General features: G+C 70.1%; 15 protein-coding genes, 1 pseudogene and 1 riboswitch. Of the genes and pseudogenes, 7 read left to right on the top strand and 9 right to left on the bottom strand.

The window, feature by feature from the left end; translation table 11 throughout:
- The 3 genes and pseudogenes from QM019_RS11130 to QM019_RS11120 all read left to right on the top strand — a co-directional run.
- Positions 1–239, top strand: a pseudogene (locus QM019_RS11130) (hypothetical protein); the annotation flags it as partial.
- Positions 236–976 (top strand): thiamine phosphate synthase, encoded by a 741-nt coding sequence (gene thiE / locus QM019_RS11125; RefSeq protein WP_282853048.1) that lies wholly within the window; start codon positions 236–238, stop codon positions 974–976. The pseudogene QM019_RS11130 and the gene thiE, both read left to right, overlap by 4 nt.
- Positions 973–1,764, top strand: coding sequence for a 3-oxoacyl-ACP reductase (locus tag QM019_RS11120; protein WP_282853047.1), 792 nt, complete (start codon positions 973–975; stop codon positions 1,762–1,764). Before thiE ends, QM019_RS11120 begins: the two co-directional genes overlap by 4 nt.
- Positions 1,765–1,767: 3 nt before the next feature.
- On the opposite strand, the gene thiD is transcribed toward QM019_RS11120, so the two are convergent.
- Positions 1,768–2,598: a bifunctional hydroxymethylpyrimidine kinase/phosphomethylpyrimidine kinase gene (gene thiD, locus QM019_RS11115; RefSeq protein ID WP_282853046.1), complete on the bottom strand. Its 831-nt coding sequence runs from the start codon at positions 2,596–2,598 to the stop codon at positions 1,768–1,770.
- 70 nt (positions 2,599–2,668) lie between these two features.
- A riboswitch (TPP riboswitch) is annotated at positions 2,669–2,762 on the bottom strand.
- Positions 2,763–2,809: 47 nt separating this feature from the next.
- On the bottom strand, positions 2,810–4,084 hold the full coding sequence (locus QM019_RS11110; protein WP_193128142.1) for an MFS transporter: 1,275 nt from the start codon (positions 4,082–4,084) through the stop codon (positions 2,810–2,812).
- Between the two features lie 22 nt (positions 4,085–4,106).
- Here QM019_RS11110 and QM019_RS11105 point away from each other — a divergent pair, with 22 nt between their 5' ends.
- Together QM019_RS11105 and QM019_RS11100 are read left to right on the top strand one after the other, a co-directional pair.
- Complete coding sequence (locus QM019_RS11105) at positions 4,107–4,988, top strand: formyltetrahydrofolate deformylase (protein WP_125107069.1); 882 nt, start codon at positions 4,107–4,109, stop codon at positions 4,986–4,988.
- A gap of 120 nt (positions 4,989–5,108) precedes the next feature.
- On the top strand, positions 5,109–6,038 hold the full coding sequence (locus QM019_RS11100) for a DNA-3-methyladenine glycosylase family protein (RefSeq protein ID WP_282828286.1): 930 nt from the start codon (positions 5,109–5,111) through the stop codon (positions 6,036–6,038).
- Positions 6,039–6,163: 125 nt separating this feature from the next.
- Here the strand turns inward: QM019_RS11100 and QM019_RS11095 are convergent, their stop codons facing one another.
- The 3 genes from QM019_RS11095 to QM019_RS11085 all read right to left on the bottom strand — a co-directional run bounded on the left by QM019_RS11095 (position 6,164) and on the right by QM019_RS11085 (position 11,707).
- Complete coding sequence (locus QM019_RS11095) at positions 6,164–7,297, bottom strand: tyramine oxidase subunit B (protein WP_282853045.1); 1,134 nt, start codon at positions 7,295–7,297, stop codon at positions 6,164–6,166.
- A gap of 193 nt (positions 7,298–7,490) precedes the next feature.
- Complete coding sequence (locus QM019_RS11090) at positions 7,491–9,647, bottom strand: anthranilate synthase component I (protein WP_282853044.1); 2,157 nt, start codon at positions 9,645–9,647, stop codon at positions 7,491–7,493.
- A 38-nt stretch (positions 9,648–9,685) separates the two neighbouring features.
- On the bottom strand, positions 9,686–11,707 hold the full coding sequence (locus QM019_RS11085) for a MinD/ParA family ATP-binding protein (protein WP_282853043.1): 2,022 nt from the start codon (positions 11,705–11,707) through the stop codon (positions 9,686–9,688).
- Positions 11,708–11,850: 143 nt separating this feature from the next.
- Here QM019_RS11085 and QM019_RS11080 point away from each other — a divergent pair, with 143 nt between their 5' ends.
- Complete coding sequence (locus QM019_RS11080) at positions 11,851–12,306, top strand: GNAT family N-acetyltransferase (protein ID WP_193128139.1); 456 nt, start codon at positions 11,851–11,853, stop codon at positions 12,304–12,306.
- 68 nt (positions 12,307–12,374) lie between these two features.
- On the opposite strand, the gene QM019_RS11075 is transcribed toward QM019_RS11080, so the two are convergent.
- Genes QM019_RS11075 through purN form a run of 3 tightly spaced genes read right to left on the bottom strand, consistent with a single transcriptional unit; the run spans position 12,375 to position 15,891 of the window.
- On the bottom strand, positions 12,375–13,628 hold the full coding sequence (locus QM019_RS11075) for a hypothetical protein (protein WP_282853042.1): 1,254 nt from the start codon (positions 13,626–13,628) through the stop codon (positions 12,375–12,377).
- 41 nt (positions 13,629–13,669) lie between these two features.
- Positions 13,670–15,289 carry a bifunctional phosphoribosylaminoimidazolecarboxamide formyltransferase/IMP cyclohydrolase gene (gene purH / locus QM019_RS11070; protein ID WP_282853041.1) on the bottom strand — a complete coding sequence of 540 codons (1,620 nt, stop codon included), beginning with the start codon at positions 15,287–15,289 and terminating at the stop codon, positions 13,670–13,672.
- Entirely contained in the window at positions 15,286–15,891 is a 606-nt protein-coding gene (purN, locus tag QM019_RS11065) for a phosphoribosylglycinamide formyltransferase (RefSeq protein ID WP_282853040.1), read from the bottom strand. Before purN ends, purH begins: the two co-directional genes overlap by 4 nt.
- Positions 15,892–16,077: 186 nt before the next feature.
- On the opposite strand from purN, the gene QM019_RS11060 reads away from it, so the two are divergent.
- Positions 16,078–16,644 (top strand): hypothetical protein, encoded by a 567-nt coding sequence (locus tag QM019_RS11060; protein WP_282853039.1) that lies wholly within the window; start codon positions 16,078–16,080, stop codon positions 16,642–16,644.
- Between the two features lie 2 nt (positions 16,645–16,646).
- Here QM019_RS11060 and QM019_RS11055 read toward each other — a convergent pair whose 3' ends face one another.
- Positions 16,647–18,524 (bottom strand): cell division protein PerM, encoded by a 1,878-nt coding sequence (locus QM019_RS11055; RefSeq protein ID WP_282853038.1) that lies wholly within the window; start codon positions 18,522–18,524, stop codon positions 16,647–16,649.
- Positions 18,525–18,635 lie beyond the last annotated feature (111 nt).

Genomic DNA, 18,635 nt, shown 5'->3' with positions numbered 1-18,635 from the left:
TCCTCGCGGTGCGGGTCGAGTTGTCGGGGCTGGATGCGCTGGGCGCGGCGCACGTGAGCTCCGGCGGCGCGGCCGAGCGGGCGGCCGCCCGGGCGGCCGGGCCGGGCTCGTTCGCCGTCGAACTGCTCGACGCGCTCGCCCACATCACGCCGGCCGAGGTGGCCGCAGGCACGCGCCTCCGGTTCGAACCGGCCGGCGACCTCGAGCCGGTCCGGGCCACGACGGGCGACGCGGCATGACCGCCGAGAGCGCGCAGCCAGCCCACGGCACAACGCCGACCGGCTGCACAACCGGGCAACCACCCGCACCCGTCACCGGCATCTACCTCGTCACCGACCGCCACCTCACGGGCGAGCGCGGCCTGCTCTCGACCGTCGACGCGGCCGTGTTGGGCGGCGTCACGACGGTGCAGTACCGCGAAAAGCGCCGCAGCGCTGAGGACCAACTCCGCGACATCGAACGGCTCGCCGAGGTGATCGACGGCCGCGCGACGCTGCTTATCAACGATCGCCTCGACGTGGCGATCGCGGCGCGCAAACTCGGCATTCGCCTCGACGGCGTGCACCTCGGCCAGGGCGACGCCGCGGTGCGCGAGGCCCGTGACGCGCTCGGCCCGGACGCGATCGTCGGCCTCACCGCGAACACGTCCGCCCACCTCGCGGCCGTTGCCGCGCTGCCGGTCGGCACGGTCGACTACCTCGGCATCGGCGTGATCCGCCCGACCTCGACGAAGCCCGACCATCCGCCCGCCCTCGGCATCGCGGGTTTCGCCGCCCTCGCCGCGAGCACCCCACTGCCAGCGGTCGCGATCGGCGGCATCCGTCCCGACGACGTCGCCCCGCTCCGCGACGCCGGCGCGGCGGCCATCGCCCTCGTCTCGGCGATCTGCGCCGCACCCGACCCCACACTCACCGCCCGCGGCCTCGCCGCGGCCTGGCACACCGCATCCGCTTCCACCCGAAAGGCCCACGCATGACCACCACCATCGACCCCACCACCGCGCTCCCCCTGGCCGAGCAGCTCGTGCTCGTCACGGGCGGCGCGCGCGGACTCGGCCGCGCCCTCACCCAGGCGTTCGTGCGCGAAGGCGCCCGCGTCGTTGTCAACTACCGCACCAGCCGCGAAGCGGCCGAGCAGCTCGAGGCGACGAATCCCGGCCGCGTGGTGGCCGCTCGCGCCGACGTGCGCGACCCCGCCGAGGTCGAGCAACTCTTCGCCGCCGCCGATGCCGCATTCGGTGCGCCCGTGACCACCGTCGTCAACAACGCGCTCATCGACTTCTCGTTCAACGGCGACGCGCGCGCGAAGGCCGACGAGATCGACTACGCCGACTTCGACACGCAGTTCTCGGGCACAATCCGCGGCGCGCTCAACGTGATTCAGACGGCCGCCCCGCACTTCGCCCGCGCGGGTTCGGGCCGGGTCGTCAACATCGGCACGAACCTGTTTCAGTACCCCGTCGTGCCGTACCACGACTACACCGCCGCGAAGGCCGCACTGCTCTCGCTCACGCGCACCTTCGCCGACGACCTCGGGCCTCGCGGCATCACCGTGAACATGATCAGCGGCGGCTTGCTGCGCACCACCGACGCGAGCGCCGCGACGCCGGATGCGGTGTTCGACGCCATCGCGCAGGGCACCCCACTGCGCTCGGTCACGACGCCCGAGCAGTTCGCCGACGCCGCCCTGTTCTTCGCGTCGCCGTGGGCGCGCGCCGTGACCGGGCAGAACCTCGTCGTCGACGGCGGGCTCGTGAAGAACTAGCGGCTACGCGCCAACGACCGCGGGCACGGGCCAGAGCTCATGAAAGTGATGCACCGGCCCGTGCCCCGAACCCACCTCGAGTTCGTCGGCGTGCCGCAGCGCGCCCGTGAGGTACCGCTTCGCCAGCTCAACGCTCGTGGGCACGTCGTGCCGTGGTAGGAGCGCCGCGATCGCGGCCGAGAGGGTGCAGCCCGTGCCATGGGTGTTGCGGGTGCGGATGCGCGGGGCCGCGTACTCGCGCGCGCACGGCTCGTCGGCGTGCCCGCTCGCGAGCAGGTCAACGCTCGCCTCCCCCGCGAGGTGCCCGCCCTTGAGCAACACCCACTCGCTGCCGCAACCGCGCAGGCGCTGGAGCAGCTCGCGCATCCCCTCGACGTCGCGGGGTTCGGCGCCGCCCGCGAGCACGGAGCCCTCGGGCAGATTTGGAGTGATGACGGTGGCCCGCGGCAGCAGCTCGTCACGGATCGCCGCCACCGTGTCCTGCGCGAGCAGGTGGTCGCCGCTCTTCGCGACCATCACCGGATCGAGCACGACCGGCACCTCAGGCACCGTGTCAAGGCCGCGCGCGATCGCCGCGACGATGCCCGCGTTCGCGACCATGCCGATCTTGATCGCGTCCACGCGTACATCGTCGGTCACCGCGGCGAGCTGCGCCGCGACGAAGTCGGGCTCGAGGGCGACGATGTCGCGCACCCCGTGCGTGTTCTGCGCGACGACCGCGGTGATCACGCTCATGCCGTACGCGCCCTGCGCCGCGAAGGCCTTGAGGTCGGCTTGGATGCCCGCGCCGCCGCTCGGGTCGGTTCCGGCAATCGAGAGAACGTTGGCAATCATGGTCGACCTCGGTTTCCTGAGCCGCTACGAGGACGAATGCGACGCCAGCAAGCCGGCGCGTGCCGACGTACCAACGTCGCCGCGACATCCCTCCGCGAGTGCGAACTCGATCAGGTTCTCGGGTGTGATCTCAGCCCCTCGGTGGGGCACCCCGTGTCTTCGGCCAGGCTAGCGCACGCCGGCTCGCGCTCGCTGGCCGCGGTGCCGCGAATCAGCGGATGGGCGGGGTTGCGACCGCCGCGCGTCGCTGCCGAAAGTCCATCACCATCATGCCGATGAATGCGCAGCCGACCAGGGTGAGGAAGGCGGGCGCGACCGACCAGATGCCGTAGTCGTCGAGGAGGAGGCCGCCGATGAACGCGCCCGAGCCGATGCCGAGGTTGAAGCCCGAGGTGTAGAGCGCGCTTGAGAGGTCGCGGTGCTTGCGTGGCGCAACCGCGAGCAGACGCGACTGGAGCAGGGTCGGGAGGAAGCCCATCCCGGCGCCCCAGAGCCCAAGCCCCACGACGACGAGCGGCAGCACCTGCGGCGCGAACGCGAGGCTCCCCGCGCCGAGCAGCATGCAGGCGTACGCGACCGCAAGGCCGAGCGTCGACCGGTTCGAGAAGAGCAGGCCGGTGATCATCGTCGCCAGCGCCGAGGTGATGCCGAAGGCGAAGAGTGCGGTCGCGAGCCACTCGGGCGGCAGCGAGACAATGCCGAGCAGGTACGGCGAGATGTAGGAGTAGAAGGAGTAGTTGCCCGACATCGTCAGCGCGCACAGCAATATGAGCAGGGCGACGAGATACATCGAGCGGGTTGGCCGTGGCACCCGAGGGCCGTCGAGGCCGGTCTTCTCGACGTCACCAATCGGTTGCGGGGCGGGCACGACCTCGATGGCCGAGGTCTCGGGTTGCTCCTCGACCCGTTTCGGCAGCACGAACCAGAGCAGCGCCGCGACGAGCACGCAGAGCGCGGCGATCGCGAAGAACGTCGTGCGCCAGCCGAGCACCTGCCCGAGCGCGGTGCCGAGCGGCACGCCGAGCACGAACGCGAGGCCACCGCCGCCGCCCGTGATCGACACCGCCTTCGTGAGCTGTTTCGAGGTGACGAGCGCGCCGGTGTACGACGTCACGGTCGCCCAAAAGACGCCGTGTGCGGCGCCCGTGAAGATGCGGGTGAGCACGACGATGGTGTAGCTCGGCGCGAACGCGGTGCCGATTGTGCCGATCGCGAAGGCCGTGAGCACGCCGACGAGCAGGATGCGCTTCGGCACCCGCTGCAGCAGGTAGACGAGCGGCGTCGACAGTGCGACGACAGTGAACGCGAAGATCGTCATGAGCAGGCCGATCTGCGACTCGCTCGCGCCGAGTCCCGCTGACATGAGCGGCATGAGCCCCGTGGGCAGCATCTCGACCGTCACCGAGAGGAATGTCGCGGCGGCGAGTGTGATGAGCGGGATCAGCGGAAACGGCCGTTCTGGCGCGCGTGACGAGGTTTCTGGCACGCTCTGAGGCTACGCTGGTGCGGTGACTGACACGCCCTCGAACGCCGCCGCATCGCCCGCTTCGCACCTTGTGCTGACCCTCGTCTGCGACGATCAGCCCGGAATCGTGCACGAGCTCACGGGAGCGATCACGCGCGGAGGCGGCAACATTGTCGAGCTGCAGCAGTTCTCGTCGCTCGATGCCGGCCGCTTCTTCCTGCGCTGCGAGGTCGAGACGTCGTCGAGCCGTGCCGACTTCGAGGCCGGCATCTACGAGGTGCGCGACGCCCTGCGGGCCGAGGTGCACATCGACGAGGCACACCGCCCGCTGCGCACGCTCGTGCTCGGCTCGAAGGCCGAGCACGCCGTGAACGACCTGCTGTTTCGTCAGCGTGCGGGGTACCTGCCGATCACCGTTCCTCGGGTCATGGCGAACCACGAAGTGCTCGGCAAGCTGGCCGGCTTCTACGATGTGCCGTTCGAGTTCCGCCCCGTGCGCAACGCGCAAGAGAAGGCGGACTTCGAGCGCCGCGTGCTCGAAGTCGTCGAGAGCGACGACATCGAGCTCGTCGTGCTCGCTCGCTACATGCAGATCGTCTCACCCGAGCTCTGCGCCGCGCTCGAGGGTCGGCTCATCAACATTCACCACTCGTTCCTGCCCGGCTTCAAGGGCGCGAACCCGTACCGTCAGGCCCACGCTCGAGGCGTGAAGCTCGTCGGCGCGACCGCCCACTTTGTGACCACCGACCTCGACGAGGGCCCGATCATCGAGCAGAACGTGCGCCGCGTCGACCACGCCGACACCGTCGCCGAGCTGCAGGCCATGGGCCAGGACGAAGAGTCGCGTACCCTCACGCAGGCCGTGAAGTGGTTCGCCGAGCACCGCATCCTGCTCGACGGGCACCGCACCATCGTCTTCCGCTAGCCGCGGGTCGTTCGGGCGGTGTCGGCGGCGCGCCCCACTTGCCAATCTCGGCACGACCATCGTTGTGCATCAACCGCGCGCCTGCCCGGCCGTGTCGGAGCCTCGGAGGAGCATGTTCACATGAGCAGTTTCCTTGAGCGCGAGTGGCAGCCGCCGCACCGTACCGATCTGGGGCTCACCCTGTCGGCGCTGCAGCACGGCGCCGGGGATCCAACGTTCCAGTGGCTTGCGGGCGGCACGGATGCGTTGCTCGCCCGCCGCTTCGGCGATGCCAGCGCAACACTGCGGCTCACGCAGCTCGCGGGCGGCACGCTGCGCGCCCGCGCGTGGGGCGACGGCGCCGAGGCGGCACTCGAGGCCGCGCCCGAGATCTGCGGGGCGGCCGACGACGCCGCGGGCTTCGACCCGCTACTTCCTGAGGTCCGGGCCGAGTTTCGGCGCGCGAGCGGCATGCGCGTGCCCCGCACCGGCGCGGTGTTCGCCGAACTCGTTCCCGTGGTGCTCGAGCAAAAGGTGATCGTGCAGCAGGCGACGGCGTCATACCGGCGCCTTGTGCTGCGCTTCGGCGAGGCCGCACCCGGTCCGCTGCCGCCCGAGCTCGCGGCCCGCATGCGCGTGGCGCCGTCCGCCGCCGCGTGGCGACGTGTGCCGAGCTGGGAGTGGCACCGCGCGGGCGTCGAACCGGCGCGCAGCCGCACCGTCGCGCGGCTCGCCGAGCGTGCGAGCGCCATCGACCGGCTCGCACAGCACCCCGCCGCCGTGGCCCGAGAGCGGCTCGAGTCGCTTCCGGGCGTAGGCCGCTGGACCAGCGCGGAGCTCGCGCAGCGCGCCCTCGGCGACGCCGATGCTGTGTCGGTCGGCGACTATCACCTGCGCAAGTACGTCGGCCACGCGCTCGAGGGCCGCGACTTCAGCGACGACGAGATGCTCGCCGCGCTCGAACCGTGGCGCGGCCAGCGCTTCCGCGCCGTGCGCCTACTGCTCGCGGCTGGCCCGCGCCGCCCACGCCGTGGCCCCCGCCTCGAAAAGGTCGACTACCGGGCCTTCTAGCGCCGCTTCACTCGGCTGCCGTGTCCCAGCTGCCCCAGAGGTGACGCAGAAGAGAGATATATACCCCCTGCGCCGTCTATAGGACAGCTGGGTCACGCGACGGCGATGACCGCCGTCGCGCGGTGTCAGACGAGTGCCGGTGTCTGCCAGAGCGGCAGGCTCGTGCCGATGCCCCGCTCGAGGGCGTTGCGGTACAGCACGGTGCCCCACGCGACGTCCTCGATCGGCAGGCCACCGATCGACACGAGCACGATCTCCTCGGGCGTGCGGCGGCCCTCGGTGCGGCGTTCGACGACGGGGCCGAGCTCCTCGATGTCCCAGTGACGCAGCTTGTTTTCAGAGACGAGGTCGAGGAACTTGTTGCCGATGATGCCGACGTGGTGGTGCGTCGGTGTCGGGAATTCCATGCCCCACGCTTCGTAGAGACCGTACGAGTCGACAACCTTGCGCACCTCTTGCGCCTCGAGCCCCTCGTCGATGTTCGCGGCGGCCGGCATCGTCACGAACGCGCCTGCCTCGAGCCACTCTCGGCGAATGAGCGGGTACGCATCGACGTCACCTGCCTTCGCAGTCGTGCAGACCGCGACAACATCGCTGCCGCGCACCGCGGCCTCGTCGCTGTCGACCTGCTCGATTGTCGTGATCTGCGGCACGAACTCGCCCACCCACGCACGGAAGTCATCGATGCCCTGCTGGCTGCGGCCACGCACCCGAACGGTGTCGAGCATCGGACACGCCACCGCGAGCGCAGCGAGTGTCGTGCGCCCCATGACACCCGGGCCGATCACGCCAGCGACGCGCGAGTCGCTGCGGGCAAAGTGGCGGGCGGCGACCCCCGAGACGGCGCCGGTGCGCATCGCCGAGAGCAGGTTGGCCGATATGAGCGCGAGCGGCGCCGCAGTGTCGGTGTCGTTGAGCATGAACATGAGGATCGAGCGCGGCAGGCCCTTGTCGCGGTTCGCGAGGTTCGAGCCGTACCACTTCACGCCCGTCGTGCCGAACGAGCCACCGAGGTAGGCCGGCATCGCGGTAAAGCGGCGGTCGTCGCTGTTCGCGGGCATATTCTCGAACGGCGGGTCATCGGGGAAAATCATGCGGGCGCCGTGCGAGTCGTTGTTCGGGCCGGCCATGCGGTAGTCGCCGGCGGCGTAGAGCGCGAAGGTCTCTTCCATCGCATCGACGCAGGCGGCCATGTCCATCACTCCAGCGGCGATCGTGTCGTCTTCGGAGAGGTAACGGAAATCAATACGCGTATTCACCGCTCGATTTTGGGCTCAATCGGTGAACGGTTGGTAATCGACGCGCCGACGAATATGCCCCAATTTTGACCGGTTTCTTCGCAACCATTCGTCACGTGACAAATTGCACCCAAAAACCCGCCTGACCAAGGGTTTCACGGCACATTGCGTCCACTCTGCGGCCCGTCGAAGCAGGCCCGCGCAACACGCCCGGCTAGCGCGCCGAAAGTTGCGGCGCGGGGATGCGCTCGAACACCGCGTCGATGATGCGGCGACCTGCCGCATCGCGCAGCGTCATGAGCGATTCGGGATGGAATTGCACCGCGAACCACGGCTGCGCGGGGTGCTGAATCGCCATCGGCACGCCGTCGTCGTCGCTCGCGACGACGACGAGTTCGTCGGGCAGCGTCGCCGGATCGATATACAGCGAGTGATAGCGGCCGGTCACGATGCGCTCGGGCAGTTCGTCGAGGAACCCCTCGGCCACTCGCACCGCTTCGCGCTCCTTGCCGTGCAGCGGATACCCGAGCTGGCCGAGCGACGCACCGAAGTACTCGCCGATCGCCTGCTGCCCGAGGCACACGCCAAACACGGCGAGGCCGCGAGCGTCGACGGCGGCGAGGATGCGCGCATCCTCGAAGTCGCGCGGGTTGCCAGGCCCCGGCGACATCACGACGAGGCTCGGGTCGGCGTCGTCGAGCGCGGCCTGAATGTCGGCCTCCGAAAGCCCACCCCGCGGCACGCGCACCGTGCGCACCTCGGCTCCGGTCGCGCGCAGGTAGCCGGCAAGCATCTGCACGAACGAGTCCTCGTGGTCGAACATGAGAATGCGGTGCCCCGCGCCGCTCGCGGCGACCGGCTCGGTCTCAGTTTCGGCCGCGGCCGTCGCATCCGGGCCCGCCGCAATCGCCTCGATCAGCGCCTGCGCCTTCATCTCGGTCTCGCGCTCTTCGTCTTCGGGCGTCGAGTCGATGAGCAGCGTGCCACCGGCGCGCACCTCGGCGATGCCCTCGCGGATCATCGCCGCGCGAATTGTCAGGCCGGTGTTGACGTCGCCGTCGGCATAGAGCACCCCGAGCGCGCCGGCGTACCAGGTGCGCGGCGAGCGCTCGTGCTCGTCGATGAACCGCATCGCCCAGATCTTCGGGGCCCCGGTAACGGTCACGGCCCACATGTGCGTCGCGATCGCGTCGAGCCCGTCGAAGCCTTCGCGCAGCCTGCCCTCGACGTGGTCGACGGTGTGGATCACCTTCGAGTAGAGCTCGACCTGGCGGCGCCCGATAATGCGGATGCTGTCAGGCTCGCAGATGCGCGACTTATCGTTGCGGTCGACGTCGGTGCACATCGTGAGCTCCGAGGCGTCCTTGTCAGAGTTGAGCAGGGTGCGGATGCGGTCGGCATCCTCGATCGCATCGGCGCCGCGGGCGATTGTGCCCGAGATCGGCGCGGTCTCGACCCGCGAGCCGTGCACACGCACGAACATCTCGGGGCTCGCGGTGACGAGAAACTCGTTGTCGCCAAGGTTCATGAGCGCGCCGTAGGGCGCGGGGTTGTCGCGCACGAGGTTGCGGAACACCTGCGCCGGCGAGGTGCGCACGGGGCGACGGAACGCCTGGCCCGGCACGACCTCGAACAGGTCACCGCGTGCGAACGAATGCTTCGCCTCACGCACGAGCGCGGCATACTCCCCCGGCGCGTGGTCGCGGCTCGCCTCGGCCGAGGCCGGCGCCGCGGTGAATGGCGACACGGTCTCGCTGCGGGCGACGCCGATGGTCGAGGCGCCCTCGTAGTCAAAGTCAAAGTCGTAGCGACGCGCGTCGCCGCGCTGCCGGTCAACGGCAAGGATGCTGTCGGGCAGATACACCGCGAGGTCGCGCTGCTCGCCGCCGGCGGGCTCGGCGAGCGTCTCGATCTGCCGCACGAGGTCGTAGCCGAACGCGCCGTAGAGGCCGAAGTGCCGGCCCGAGTCCTTTGGTAACTGCTCGAGAATGACCCGCAGCACCGTGAAGCTCGAGCGGCGGCGCGTGCGCTGCTCTTCGGGGAGCAGTTCGTCGCGCTGTGGGGTGACACGAATACGCGTGTCGGTCTCGTCGACCCGCTGGACGTCAATGCCGTCGGCGGCTTCGAGCGCGTCGGTGAAGCACGCGAGCGGCACCCGCCCGCGGTCGTTGAGCGCGCGCATCCGCAGCTCGAACCCGCGGCCCTCGAGCGAGAGCGGCGGGTCGATGAAGCCGATGTCCCATCGTGTGTAACGGCCCGGGTATTCGACGCCCGACGCGAGAATGACCCCCGCGCGCTCGTCGAGCCCGGCAACGATGGCATCCATTTCGGCCGGGGTGGCCGACTGCTCTCCCGCTACAACACGCAACATACCTCTAGCCTAGATGCCTCGCGGCACCCGGATGCGCGCTACAGCCCCTGCGAGATGACGGCCGCCGCGTGGCGCCAGGCTTCGAGGGTGCCGGGCTGCAGGCTCGGGATGTCGAGCTCGCCGCCGCCCACGAACTCCTGGTCGTACGGCACCGACACGACGGCGCGCGTGAGCTGCTGGAAGTGCGAGGTGAGCTTCTGGGTGAGGTCGGTGTCTTCCTTCTCGGAGGGCGACGAGAGAATCGTCACGGCGTTCGCAAGCTTGTCACCGTAGCCGCGCTCACGCAGGCCGTCGGCGAGCCACGCGGCCGATGCCGCCGTGTCTTCGCGTGCCGTCGACACGATGACGAGCTGGTCGGCGACGTCGAGCGCGGCCTCCCAGTTCGAGGCGCGCATGTTGTTGCCCGTGTCGATGACCATGATGCGGTAGAACCGCGACAGCACGGTGTGCAGGCGGCTGAACGCGTCGTCGTCGATGATCGCGGCGCTCGCCGCGTCGTCATCGCTCGCGAGCACGTCGAACTTCGCGTCGCCCTGGTTGCGCACGTAGCGGTCGACGTCGGCGATCGTCATGCCGCCCGAGATCTCGAAGCGCGGCAGCTCGCGCAGCAGGTCGACGGCGGTGTTCTTGTTCACGCCGGGGCGCGAGCGCCACCCGAGGGTGCCGCGGGTCTCGTTGTTATCCCACGCGAGCGTGTAGCCGCCGCGCATGGTGCCGAAGGTCGCCGCGATCATCAGCGTCGCGGTGGTCTTGTGGGCGCCACCCTTCGGGTTCATCACGACGATCGTGCGCGGGCCCTGGAAGGTGCGCTGAATCGACGCGATCTCGTCGCGACGGCTGCGCTCCTTCGCGCCCGGGCCGAGCGTGATGAGCCCGCCGGTCATGCGGCGCAGGTTCGCGCGCCATCCCTGCTCGGCGGGCCGCTTGCGCGCCGGCGACTTCTCGGCGAAGAAGTCGTCGAGGGTCGGCACTCCCTCGGTGTTCGGTCGGTGTTCGGGCTTCGGCGGCGTGCCCCGTCGGTCGTGGCTGCCACCGTGCTCGGCTGCGACGCTCGCGGCGGCCTGCGCGGCGCGAGCGGCCGCGGGGCTCTGGTTTGGCGTCGCCGCCGGCGCGTCGTTCGCCTCGCGGGCGCGCAGGAAGTTCGGCTGCCACTCGTCGGTGTCGGCGACGTCCTCGTCCGTCACGTCCTGGTCGCGCCAGCCCTGAGTCGCGGCGTCGGCCGGCCGGTCACGCCACACGGGCGGCTTCGCGCCCGGCGTCTGCTCGAACGGCGGGCGGTCCGCGGCGACGTCGGCGGCGTCGGCGTCGGCGTCGGCGTCGGCGGGGTCGCTCGAGTCGGCGGCTTCGGCGTCGGCCGAGTTGTTCAAGTCGGCGTCGGCAGTGCTCTCGTGTTCGGCTGCGACCGCATCGTCGGAGGCCGCCTGCTGCTCGTCGAGCTCGTCAAAGTCGTGGTCGAGTCCCTCATCGTGGAACTCATCGTCGACTTCCTCGTCGAGCAACTCGTCAGCCTCGCCGACCGGCACCGGGCCGGTCTTCGCGCCGTCGAACAGCCCCTGCGTCGAGAGCGCGGCGTCTTCGTCCTGCGCCGTCTCTTCGCCACGCAGCAGTTCGTCGTAGTCGAGCTTGGCCATCATGGCCTCGCGCGGCAGTCGCTCGGTCTCGTGCACGGGCACGCTCGGCGCATCAACGTCGGTCGACGGCTCGTCGACGTCGAGTCCGAACAGCGACGCGTAGCCGCCGTCGGTCTGACGGATCGGCGCCTCGGGCGTGAGGTCGTTGTCCCCCGGCTGCAGCGGTCGCATATCGCCGACCTCGTCGACCTGGCCATCTGCCGTGCAAAGCAAGTCATAAACGCCATCGACGTCGATCGTCGTCACGTGCACGTCGACGCCCTCGTCGAACGCGACCGCGAGCGCCCGCTCCATGAGCATGCCGCGGAGTTCGTCGGAATCCGCCGCGCGCATCCGGGTCACTCGTCCGCCATCGCGCAGCTCGCCTTCGCCGTCCGAGCGCACCAGCACCGTGAGCTCTCGCAAGCCGCCTGTCGCCTCCTGAGTCATCCCGACCTCCCCGTGTGCAGCCGGCCTGTGCCAGCGCGCCATCAACAAACCTCCGTTCAGTCTAGGTTGCCGTCACGTGCGAGTTTCGCTTCATCCTGGTAAACACCCCGGGCGGTTTCAAGACTTCCAGGTACGCTGCGAACATGACTGAGATGCGCATCGCCCCGCTGACCGCCGACAACGTCGTCGCCGCTAACGCCCTCACGCTCAAGCCCGGGCAGGAGGCATTCGTTGCCCCCGTTTCGCACTCGATTGCCGAGGCCTACGTCAACCAAGAGACCATGTGGCCGCGCGTGGTCGAGGCCGACGGCAACATCGTCGCCTTCATCATGGCGACGTTCAACGAAGAGGCGGCAGATGAGCTCTACCGAGCCACGATCCTCCGTATGAACGTCGACGCCACGCAGCAGCGCCGCGGCATCGGCCGGTTCGCGGTGGACGCGGTGGTCGACGAGGCCGTCAACCGTGGCTTCGACCAGGTGGTCGCGGTCTGGGAAGACGGCGACCTCGGCCCCGGCAAGTTCTTCACCGCGATGGGCTTCGAGATTGTCGGCGAGACGCAGTACGGCGAGGTCATCGGCATCCGCAAGATCTCCTAGGGCGCCCGCGCACGGCGACGCAACGAAGAACCCCGCGACCATTGGTCGCGGGGTTCTTCGTTCATGGCCTAGTCGCGCGAACGCAGCGAGAGCCGCGGCAGCGTGCCGCCGACCTGTGCGAAGGCGCTGATGTCGAGCCGCTCGACCTCGTAGCCGAGGTCTTCGAGCAGGTCTGCCGTGCTCGGGGCGTCGGCTGACACGGCGAGCACCGTCGGCGAGAGCGCGAGCACCGCGGCGCCCGCGGGCTCGGGGGCGATGAGGCAGTCGCCGAGCACATCGGGGGTCTCGAGCGCCTCGCGCCAAATGAGTCGAGTGCCGTCGGGTAGTACGCTGAGCGCCTCGCTGAGCGGCACCGAGCCCATCATCGGCACGCCGACGACGCGATAGCCGCGGTCACCAAGCAGGCGGCGCAGGCCGCGCACGGCCGACTTATTCGTCGTGCCGCCGACACCGACGTAGAGCACGCCTTCGGCCTGCACGACGTCGGCCGGGTTGAACTCGGCGGGGGCCTCAAGCTCGTCGAACACGGCACCCGCGGTCTCGAGGGTTTCGCGCACGGCGATGAGGCTCGCGCGGGCCTCGCCGTGCTTCGGGCGAGCCATGATGACCTGCTCGCCGAGCACGAGTGCGGTGTCGCCGAGCAGCACCGACCGCTCATCGTCCTCGTCGCCGCCCGGCACGGCCTGCGTGCCCCAGTCGTGCTGCTCGAATGCCGAGACGAGGGCCTCCCACTGCTCGTTCGCATCGTCCGATTCGTCACCGAGTCGCTCGAGCAGCGCGTCCGAGGGGATGCGCAGGAACGCCGAGCCGGAGTCGAACGTCGAGGCGGTTGCCTCGCCGCTCGCGGCCGCAGCGTAACGTGCGGGCTCGCCGGCCACCGGCGCGAGCGTGCGCAGGGCCGCGGGTGCGACGAAGGTCGCCGAGAGCATCCCCGAGACAAGCAACGGGAAGTTGAGGCCGAGGAACTCGCTGAAGATCGCCGCCCAGGCGTCGCCGTTGAGGTCGACCCCGTTCGAGACGATCTGCAGCAGGTACCCGAGCGCGCCGCCGATGATGATCGACACCGTGCCCGCGATGAGCCCGCGCCACCAGTTGCGCAGCCAGCCGAAGAGGCCGAAGATCGCGAGCGCGACGAAGTAGATCAGCACCGGCACGGCGGCGATGCCGAACGCGTTCGAGAACGTGTCCCACACCGACACAGAGAAGGTGAGGTCGCGTTCGTTCGTCTTAAACAGGGTCGCGGCGAGCGTCACCCCGGCCGCCGCGAGCGCGGCGAGCGCGACGATGGCGAGCTGGGGTTTCGGAGTGGACTGCTGAGACAAATCGGGCTTTCTGAGTCGGCGGCGGGGAGGGCTGCGCGGGGTTAGTGGAAGAAGTGGCGTTCGCCGGTGAAGTACATCGTGATGCCGGCCTGCTCGGCGGCCGCCTTCACCTCGTCGTCGCGAATCGAGCCTCCCGGCTGCACGACGGCGCGCACGCCGCCCGCGATGAGGGTTTCGAGGCCGTCGGCGAAGGGGAAGAAGGCGTCGGATGCGGCGACCGAGCCGCTCGCGCGCTCGCCCGCACGGTTCACCGCGAGGTGGCACGAGTCGACGCGGTTGACCTGGCCCATGCCGACGCCGACCGCGGCGCCGTCGTGGGCGAGCAGGATCGCGTTCGACTTCACGGCGCGCACGGCCTTCCACGCGAACTCGAGGTCGCGCAGGGTCGCCTCGTCGGCGGCCCCGCCGGTGACGAGCTCCCAGCTCGCGCTGATGCCCTCGGGCGCGTAGGTGTCGGGGGTCTGCGCGAGCAGGCCACCCGAGATCTGGCGCAGCTCGAGTGCCTCACGCGCGTAGCCCTCGGGCAGCTCGAGCAGGCGGATGTTCTTCTTGCGCCAGAGGATCTCGCGCGCCTCGTCGGCGAAGCCGGGGGCGACGACAACCTCGGTGAAGATCTCGCTCAGGGTCTGCGCCATCTCGGCCGACACCTCGCGGTTCGCGGCGACGACGCCGCCGAAGGCCGACACGGGGTCGGTCGCGTGCGCGCGGCGGTGTGCCTCGGCGATGGCCGCGGCGTCGTCAAGGTCGACGGGCGCGATCGCGATGCCACAGGGGTTCGCGTGCTTGATGATCGCGACGGCGGGCTCAGCGAAGTCGTAGGCGGCGCGCACGGCGGCATCGGCGTCGACGTAGTTGTTATACGACATCTCCTTGCCGTGCAGCTGCGTCGCCTGGGCGATGCCGTGGCCGTCGGCGAGGCGGTAGAGCGCCGCCCGCTGGTGCGAGTTCTCGCCGTAGCGCAGCGGGGTGCGCTCGGCCGCGACGACCTTGAGCTGCTCGGGCAGCGCGGCAGGCGCATCCGCCTCGGCCGCAGCAGCGAGCTCGCGCTTGAACCAGTTCGAGACGTTGGTGTCGTACTCCGCGGTGTGCGCGAAGGCTGCGGCCGCGAGGTCGCGGCGCTGCGCAAGCGTCGTGCCGCCGTCGCCCAGCGCGGCAATGACCTCGTCGTAGCTCGCCGGCGACACGACGATCGCCACGTTCGCGTGGTTCTTCGCCGAGGCGCGCACCATCGCGGGACCGCCGATGTCGATCTGCTCGACCACGTCGTCGCCCTGCGCGCCCGAGGCGACGGTCTCGGCGAATGGGTAGAGATTCACGACAACGAGGTCGAAGGGTTTGATGTCGAACTCGCCGAGCTGCTGCTCGTGCGACGCGAGGCGTAGGTCGGCGAGCAGGCCGCCGTGAATCGCCGGGTGCAGCGTCTTGACGCGGCCGTCGAGCATCTCGGGGAAGCCGGTGACGTCGGCGGCGTCGGTCACGGCCACGCCGAGGTCGCGGATGCGCCCCGCGGTCGAGCCGGTCGAGACGATCTCGACGCCGGCCTCGCCGAGCGCGGTCGCGAGGCGCTCGAGGTCGGTCTTGTCCGAGACGGAGATCAGAGCGCGGCGGATCTCGACGCGGTCGCGCTCGCGACGGGGTTCGGTGATTTTCGGGGCGCTCATGACGCGATCTCCTTCAGGTTCAGGGTGCCGGCGGCGAGGTGTCGCACCGTGTCGAGCAGCAGCTGCCGCTCGACGACCTTGATGCGTTCGTGCAGCGTCACCTCGGTGTCATCGGGGGTGATGGCGATGCGGCGCTGGTCGATGATGGGGCCCGTGTCGACACCGTTGTCGACGATCATGATCGTGGCGCCAGTTTCGTTGGCGCCGGCCTCGAGGGCATCGCGCACGGCGTGCGCGCCGGGGAACTCGGGCAGATACGCGGGATGCGTGTTGAGCAGCTCGGGCGCGAGTGCGTCGACGACGCGCGGCGGCACGAGACGCATGAAGCCCGAAAGGATCGTCAGGTCGGGGCCGAACTCGCGCACCTTGGCGAGCAGCGCATCCCCCCACGCGGCGCGGTCGGGGTACGCGCCCGGCGCGACGACGAAGGTCGGGATGCCCCGCTCGTCGCCGAGTGCGAGGTTCGCCCGCTCGGTGTCGGCGCCGATCGCGACGATCTCGGCGGCGATGGGCGCATCGCTCGCGCGCGCCTCGTCGAGGCCGTCGAGGAGCGCGCGAAGGTTCGATCCGGTTCCGGAGATGAGCACGACGACCTTAAGCACCAGGCAATTCTACGCGGCACGCGACTGGACGCCGCGGGAAGCCGCCGGGGCCCCACTCGGTAGGAAATGCGCGCGCGGTAGGCCAGGCAGTACATCCGTCGACCGATCCGCCCCGAGCATCCGACCGGAATGATTTGAGGAGACACGGCGCACGAGCGCCGGACGACTTCGAGGAGACCCCCCAACATGTTCCGCAAACAGGCCAACCCGTTCGTTCGCTTCGGGCTCAGCTCGCTCGTCATCGGCATCGTGCTGCTCGCGCTCAACATCTTCAACACCGCCCGCACGGTAGCCGAGTACCCCGGCATCGACTTCATGGACGTCTTCTGGGTCACCGAGGGCACGAACGGTGCGAACAACGTGCGCCTCATGGTGCAGGTGTGGGGTCCGGTCATTCTCATCCCGCTCGGCATCATTCTGCTCATCGTCGCCGTCGTGACCCGCAAGGGCAACCAGGATGCGCAGCAGCAGCAGGCCGGCGGCCAGTCGGCCGCGGGGCAATTCGGCGGCCAGCAGGCCGCGCCGCAGTACGGCGCGCCCCAGCAGTCGCAGCAGTGGCAGCAGCAGTCGCAGGGGGCGCAGGCCTCGCAGTGGACGCCCGCGCAGGCGCAGCAGGCGCAGCAGGCGCAGGCCCAGCAGTACGGCGCGCAGGCCGGTTACTACCCGGCGCAGTCGACACAGGGTGACGCCGCCGCGCCGCAGTACGGCCAGCAGGCGCCCAACTTTGGCGACGACCAGGTCACCAAGCAGTAACGCTACTTTCGAGGTCCTCGCGGCGCCTCGTCGAGGTCGATATCTCCGTAGATGTCGGGTTCGTCGGGGCGCCGCAGTGCGTCTGCCAGGTCGCCGAGGTTGCGGCGCGGCGCGGGCTTGCGACCGCGCGTCGAACGCTGGTCAGCGTCGCGCTGACGAGTCGCTCGGTCGGATGCGGTGGGCTCGGGGGCAGCGTCGGTGTCGATCGTGGGCTCGTCGCTCGCGTCGTCATCATGCGCGATGGCGCTGCCCGCGACCGATCGTTGCCGGGCCCGGCGTACGACCGTGAGCGGCGCATCCTCGTCGTCGTCGGCGTCGAACTCGTCAGCCTCAGACTCAGACTCGGCAGCGCGCAGCTCGCCGCGTTCGAGCTCATCGGTGTCGAACTGGTCGCGCGGCTCGGTGGCGTGGTCGCGATCGTCCTCAGGCCAGTCACCGTCGCCGTCGGCGTCGCGGGCGGCCGTGGTGGTGCGTCGGCGGCCGGCGGTGAGGTCGTCGAGGCGATCCTGCGTCGCGTAGACGGCCCGCCGCCACCAGGCGGTGCGGGCCGGCCCGTCGAGGTCCTCGAACTCGGCGTAGGGGTCGGCGTCGTCCTCGACCGCGCGGAGGGTGCGGGCGGTGCGCACGTCCTCGAGATCTTCGGTCGCGAGGTCACGGAACGCGCCCGGCTCCTCCGGTGTCTCGAGTTCGTCGGCCGCGAGGACGGGCACGGGGATGTACGCGCCTGCGACCGCGCCGATGAGCAGCAGCGCGGTCGCGTAGACGAGCACGAGCCAAGGCACTGGGCCGAATTCGGTGAGGCGCCCCGGGCCGACCGCGCCGCGCGAGAGGTACGCGAGCCAGGTGAGGATGAGCGCCGCGACGATCGCGCCCGACGCGGGCACGATGAGGCGCTGCCACCAGGGCCCCGCATCCGCGCCCTTCGTCGTCGTGCGCAGCCACATCGTCAGCACCGCCGCGAGCAACACCGGCAGCGCGAGCAGCGACCAGAGCAGGGTGGTTTGCGGCTCGGGCACGACGCCGAGCAGCGGCAGGATGGGCAGCGGGCCCGCATCGGTCGCACCGGGATTCGCCATCGTGCCGGCGCCGAACTGGACGCCCGCGCCGAGCAGCCACGCGATCGCCCACACGAGCAGCGTCGGCAGGTAGAGCAGCTCGGTGAGACCGACCGACACATTGCCCCAGGCATCGAGCTGAAGCAACTGCGTGAGGCCCACAATGTCACCCATGTTCAGCACGAGACCGCCGAGCACGAGCGCGCTCGCGAGCGCGAACAGGCCGACGACGAAGCCGAGCGCGAGGCGAAGGGCGCGGGATGCGGCGGTCAGAATCGCGTCGGTACGGTCGCCGAGCAGGCGAGTCCAGGGCACAAACTCCCAGATGCGCGCGCCAGCGAGGAGTCCGACGACCCAGATGAGCGTGCCGCCTGCGGCGACCCCGCCCGGCTCGAGGCGGGCGATGTCGGTGCCGCCGAGCTGGAGCGCGAGCTGGTTGCCGATGATGAAGGCGGCCGCGCTGACCGCGAGCGACAGCCACGGGCCGTCCTCGTCGGCCTCGACGATGCGGCGGCCGGTGCGCCACGCGAACCAGGCAATGTAGGCCGTGATCGCGAGCGGCGCGAGCGAGACGACGAAGCCGAACGGCTCGGCGAGCTGCAGCGAGGGGAAGGCCTCCGGATGCACTGTGAAGCCGACGGCGCTCGTGAGGCCGAGCGTCCACAGCGCCATCGCTGCGGCAAGCGGCACCTCCCACGGGGTCGTCTGGAAGCTGCCAGAAATGAGCCACCCGGCCGCGGCGACGGCGAGTGGCGTAAGAATGCCGACGACGACCGCGAGCGCGGTGTCGGCGAGCGCAGCGAACATCGTGGCGAGGCGGGACATAGCGTTCTGAGCGTAGTGCAGCCGGCTGGCGCATCCGCCCTGCCAAGCCGCCCTCCCCGGAAATGCGTTGAGTGGTCGGTTGTTGTAGTTCTGGCAGGGCCAGAACTACAA

It is taken from the genome of Gulosibacter sediminis, from assembly GCF_030011715.1.
Classification (GTDB): Bacteria; Actinomycetota; Actinomycetes; order Actinomycetales; family Microbacteriaceae; genus Gulosibacter; species Gulosibacter sediminis.
This window is presented reverse-complemented; position numbering and strand designations above follow the sequence as displayed.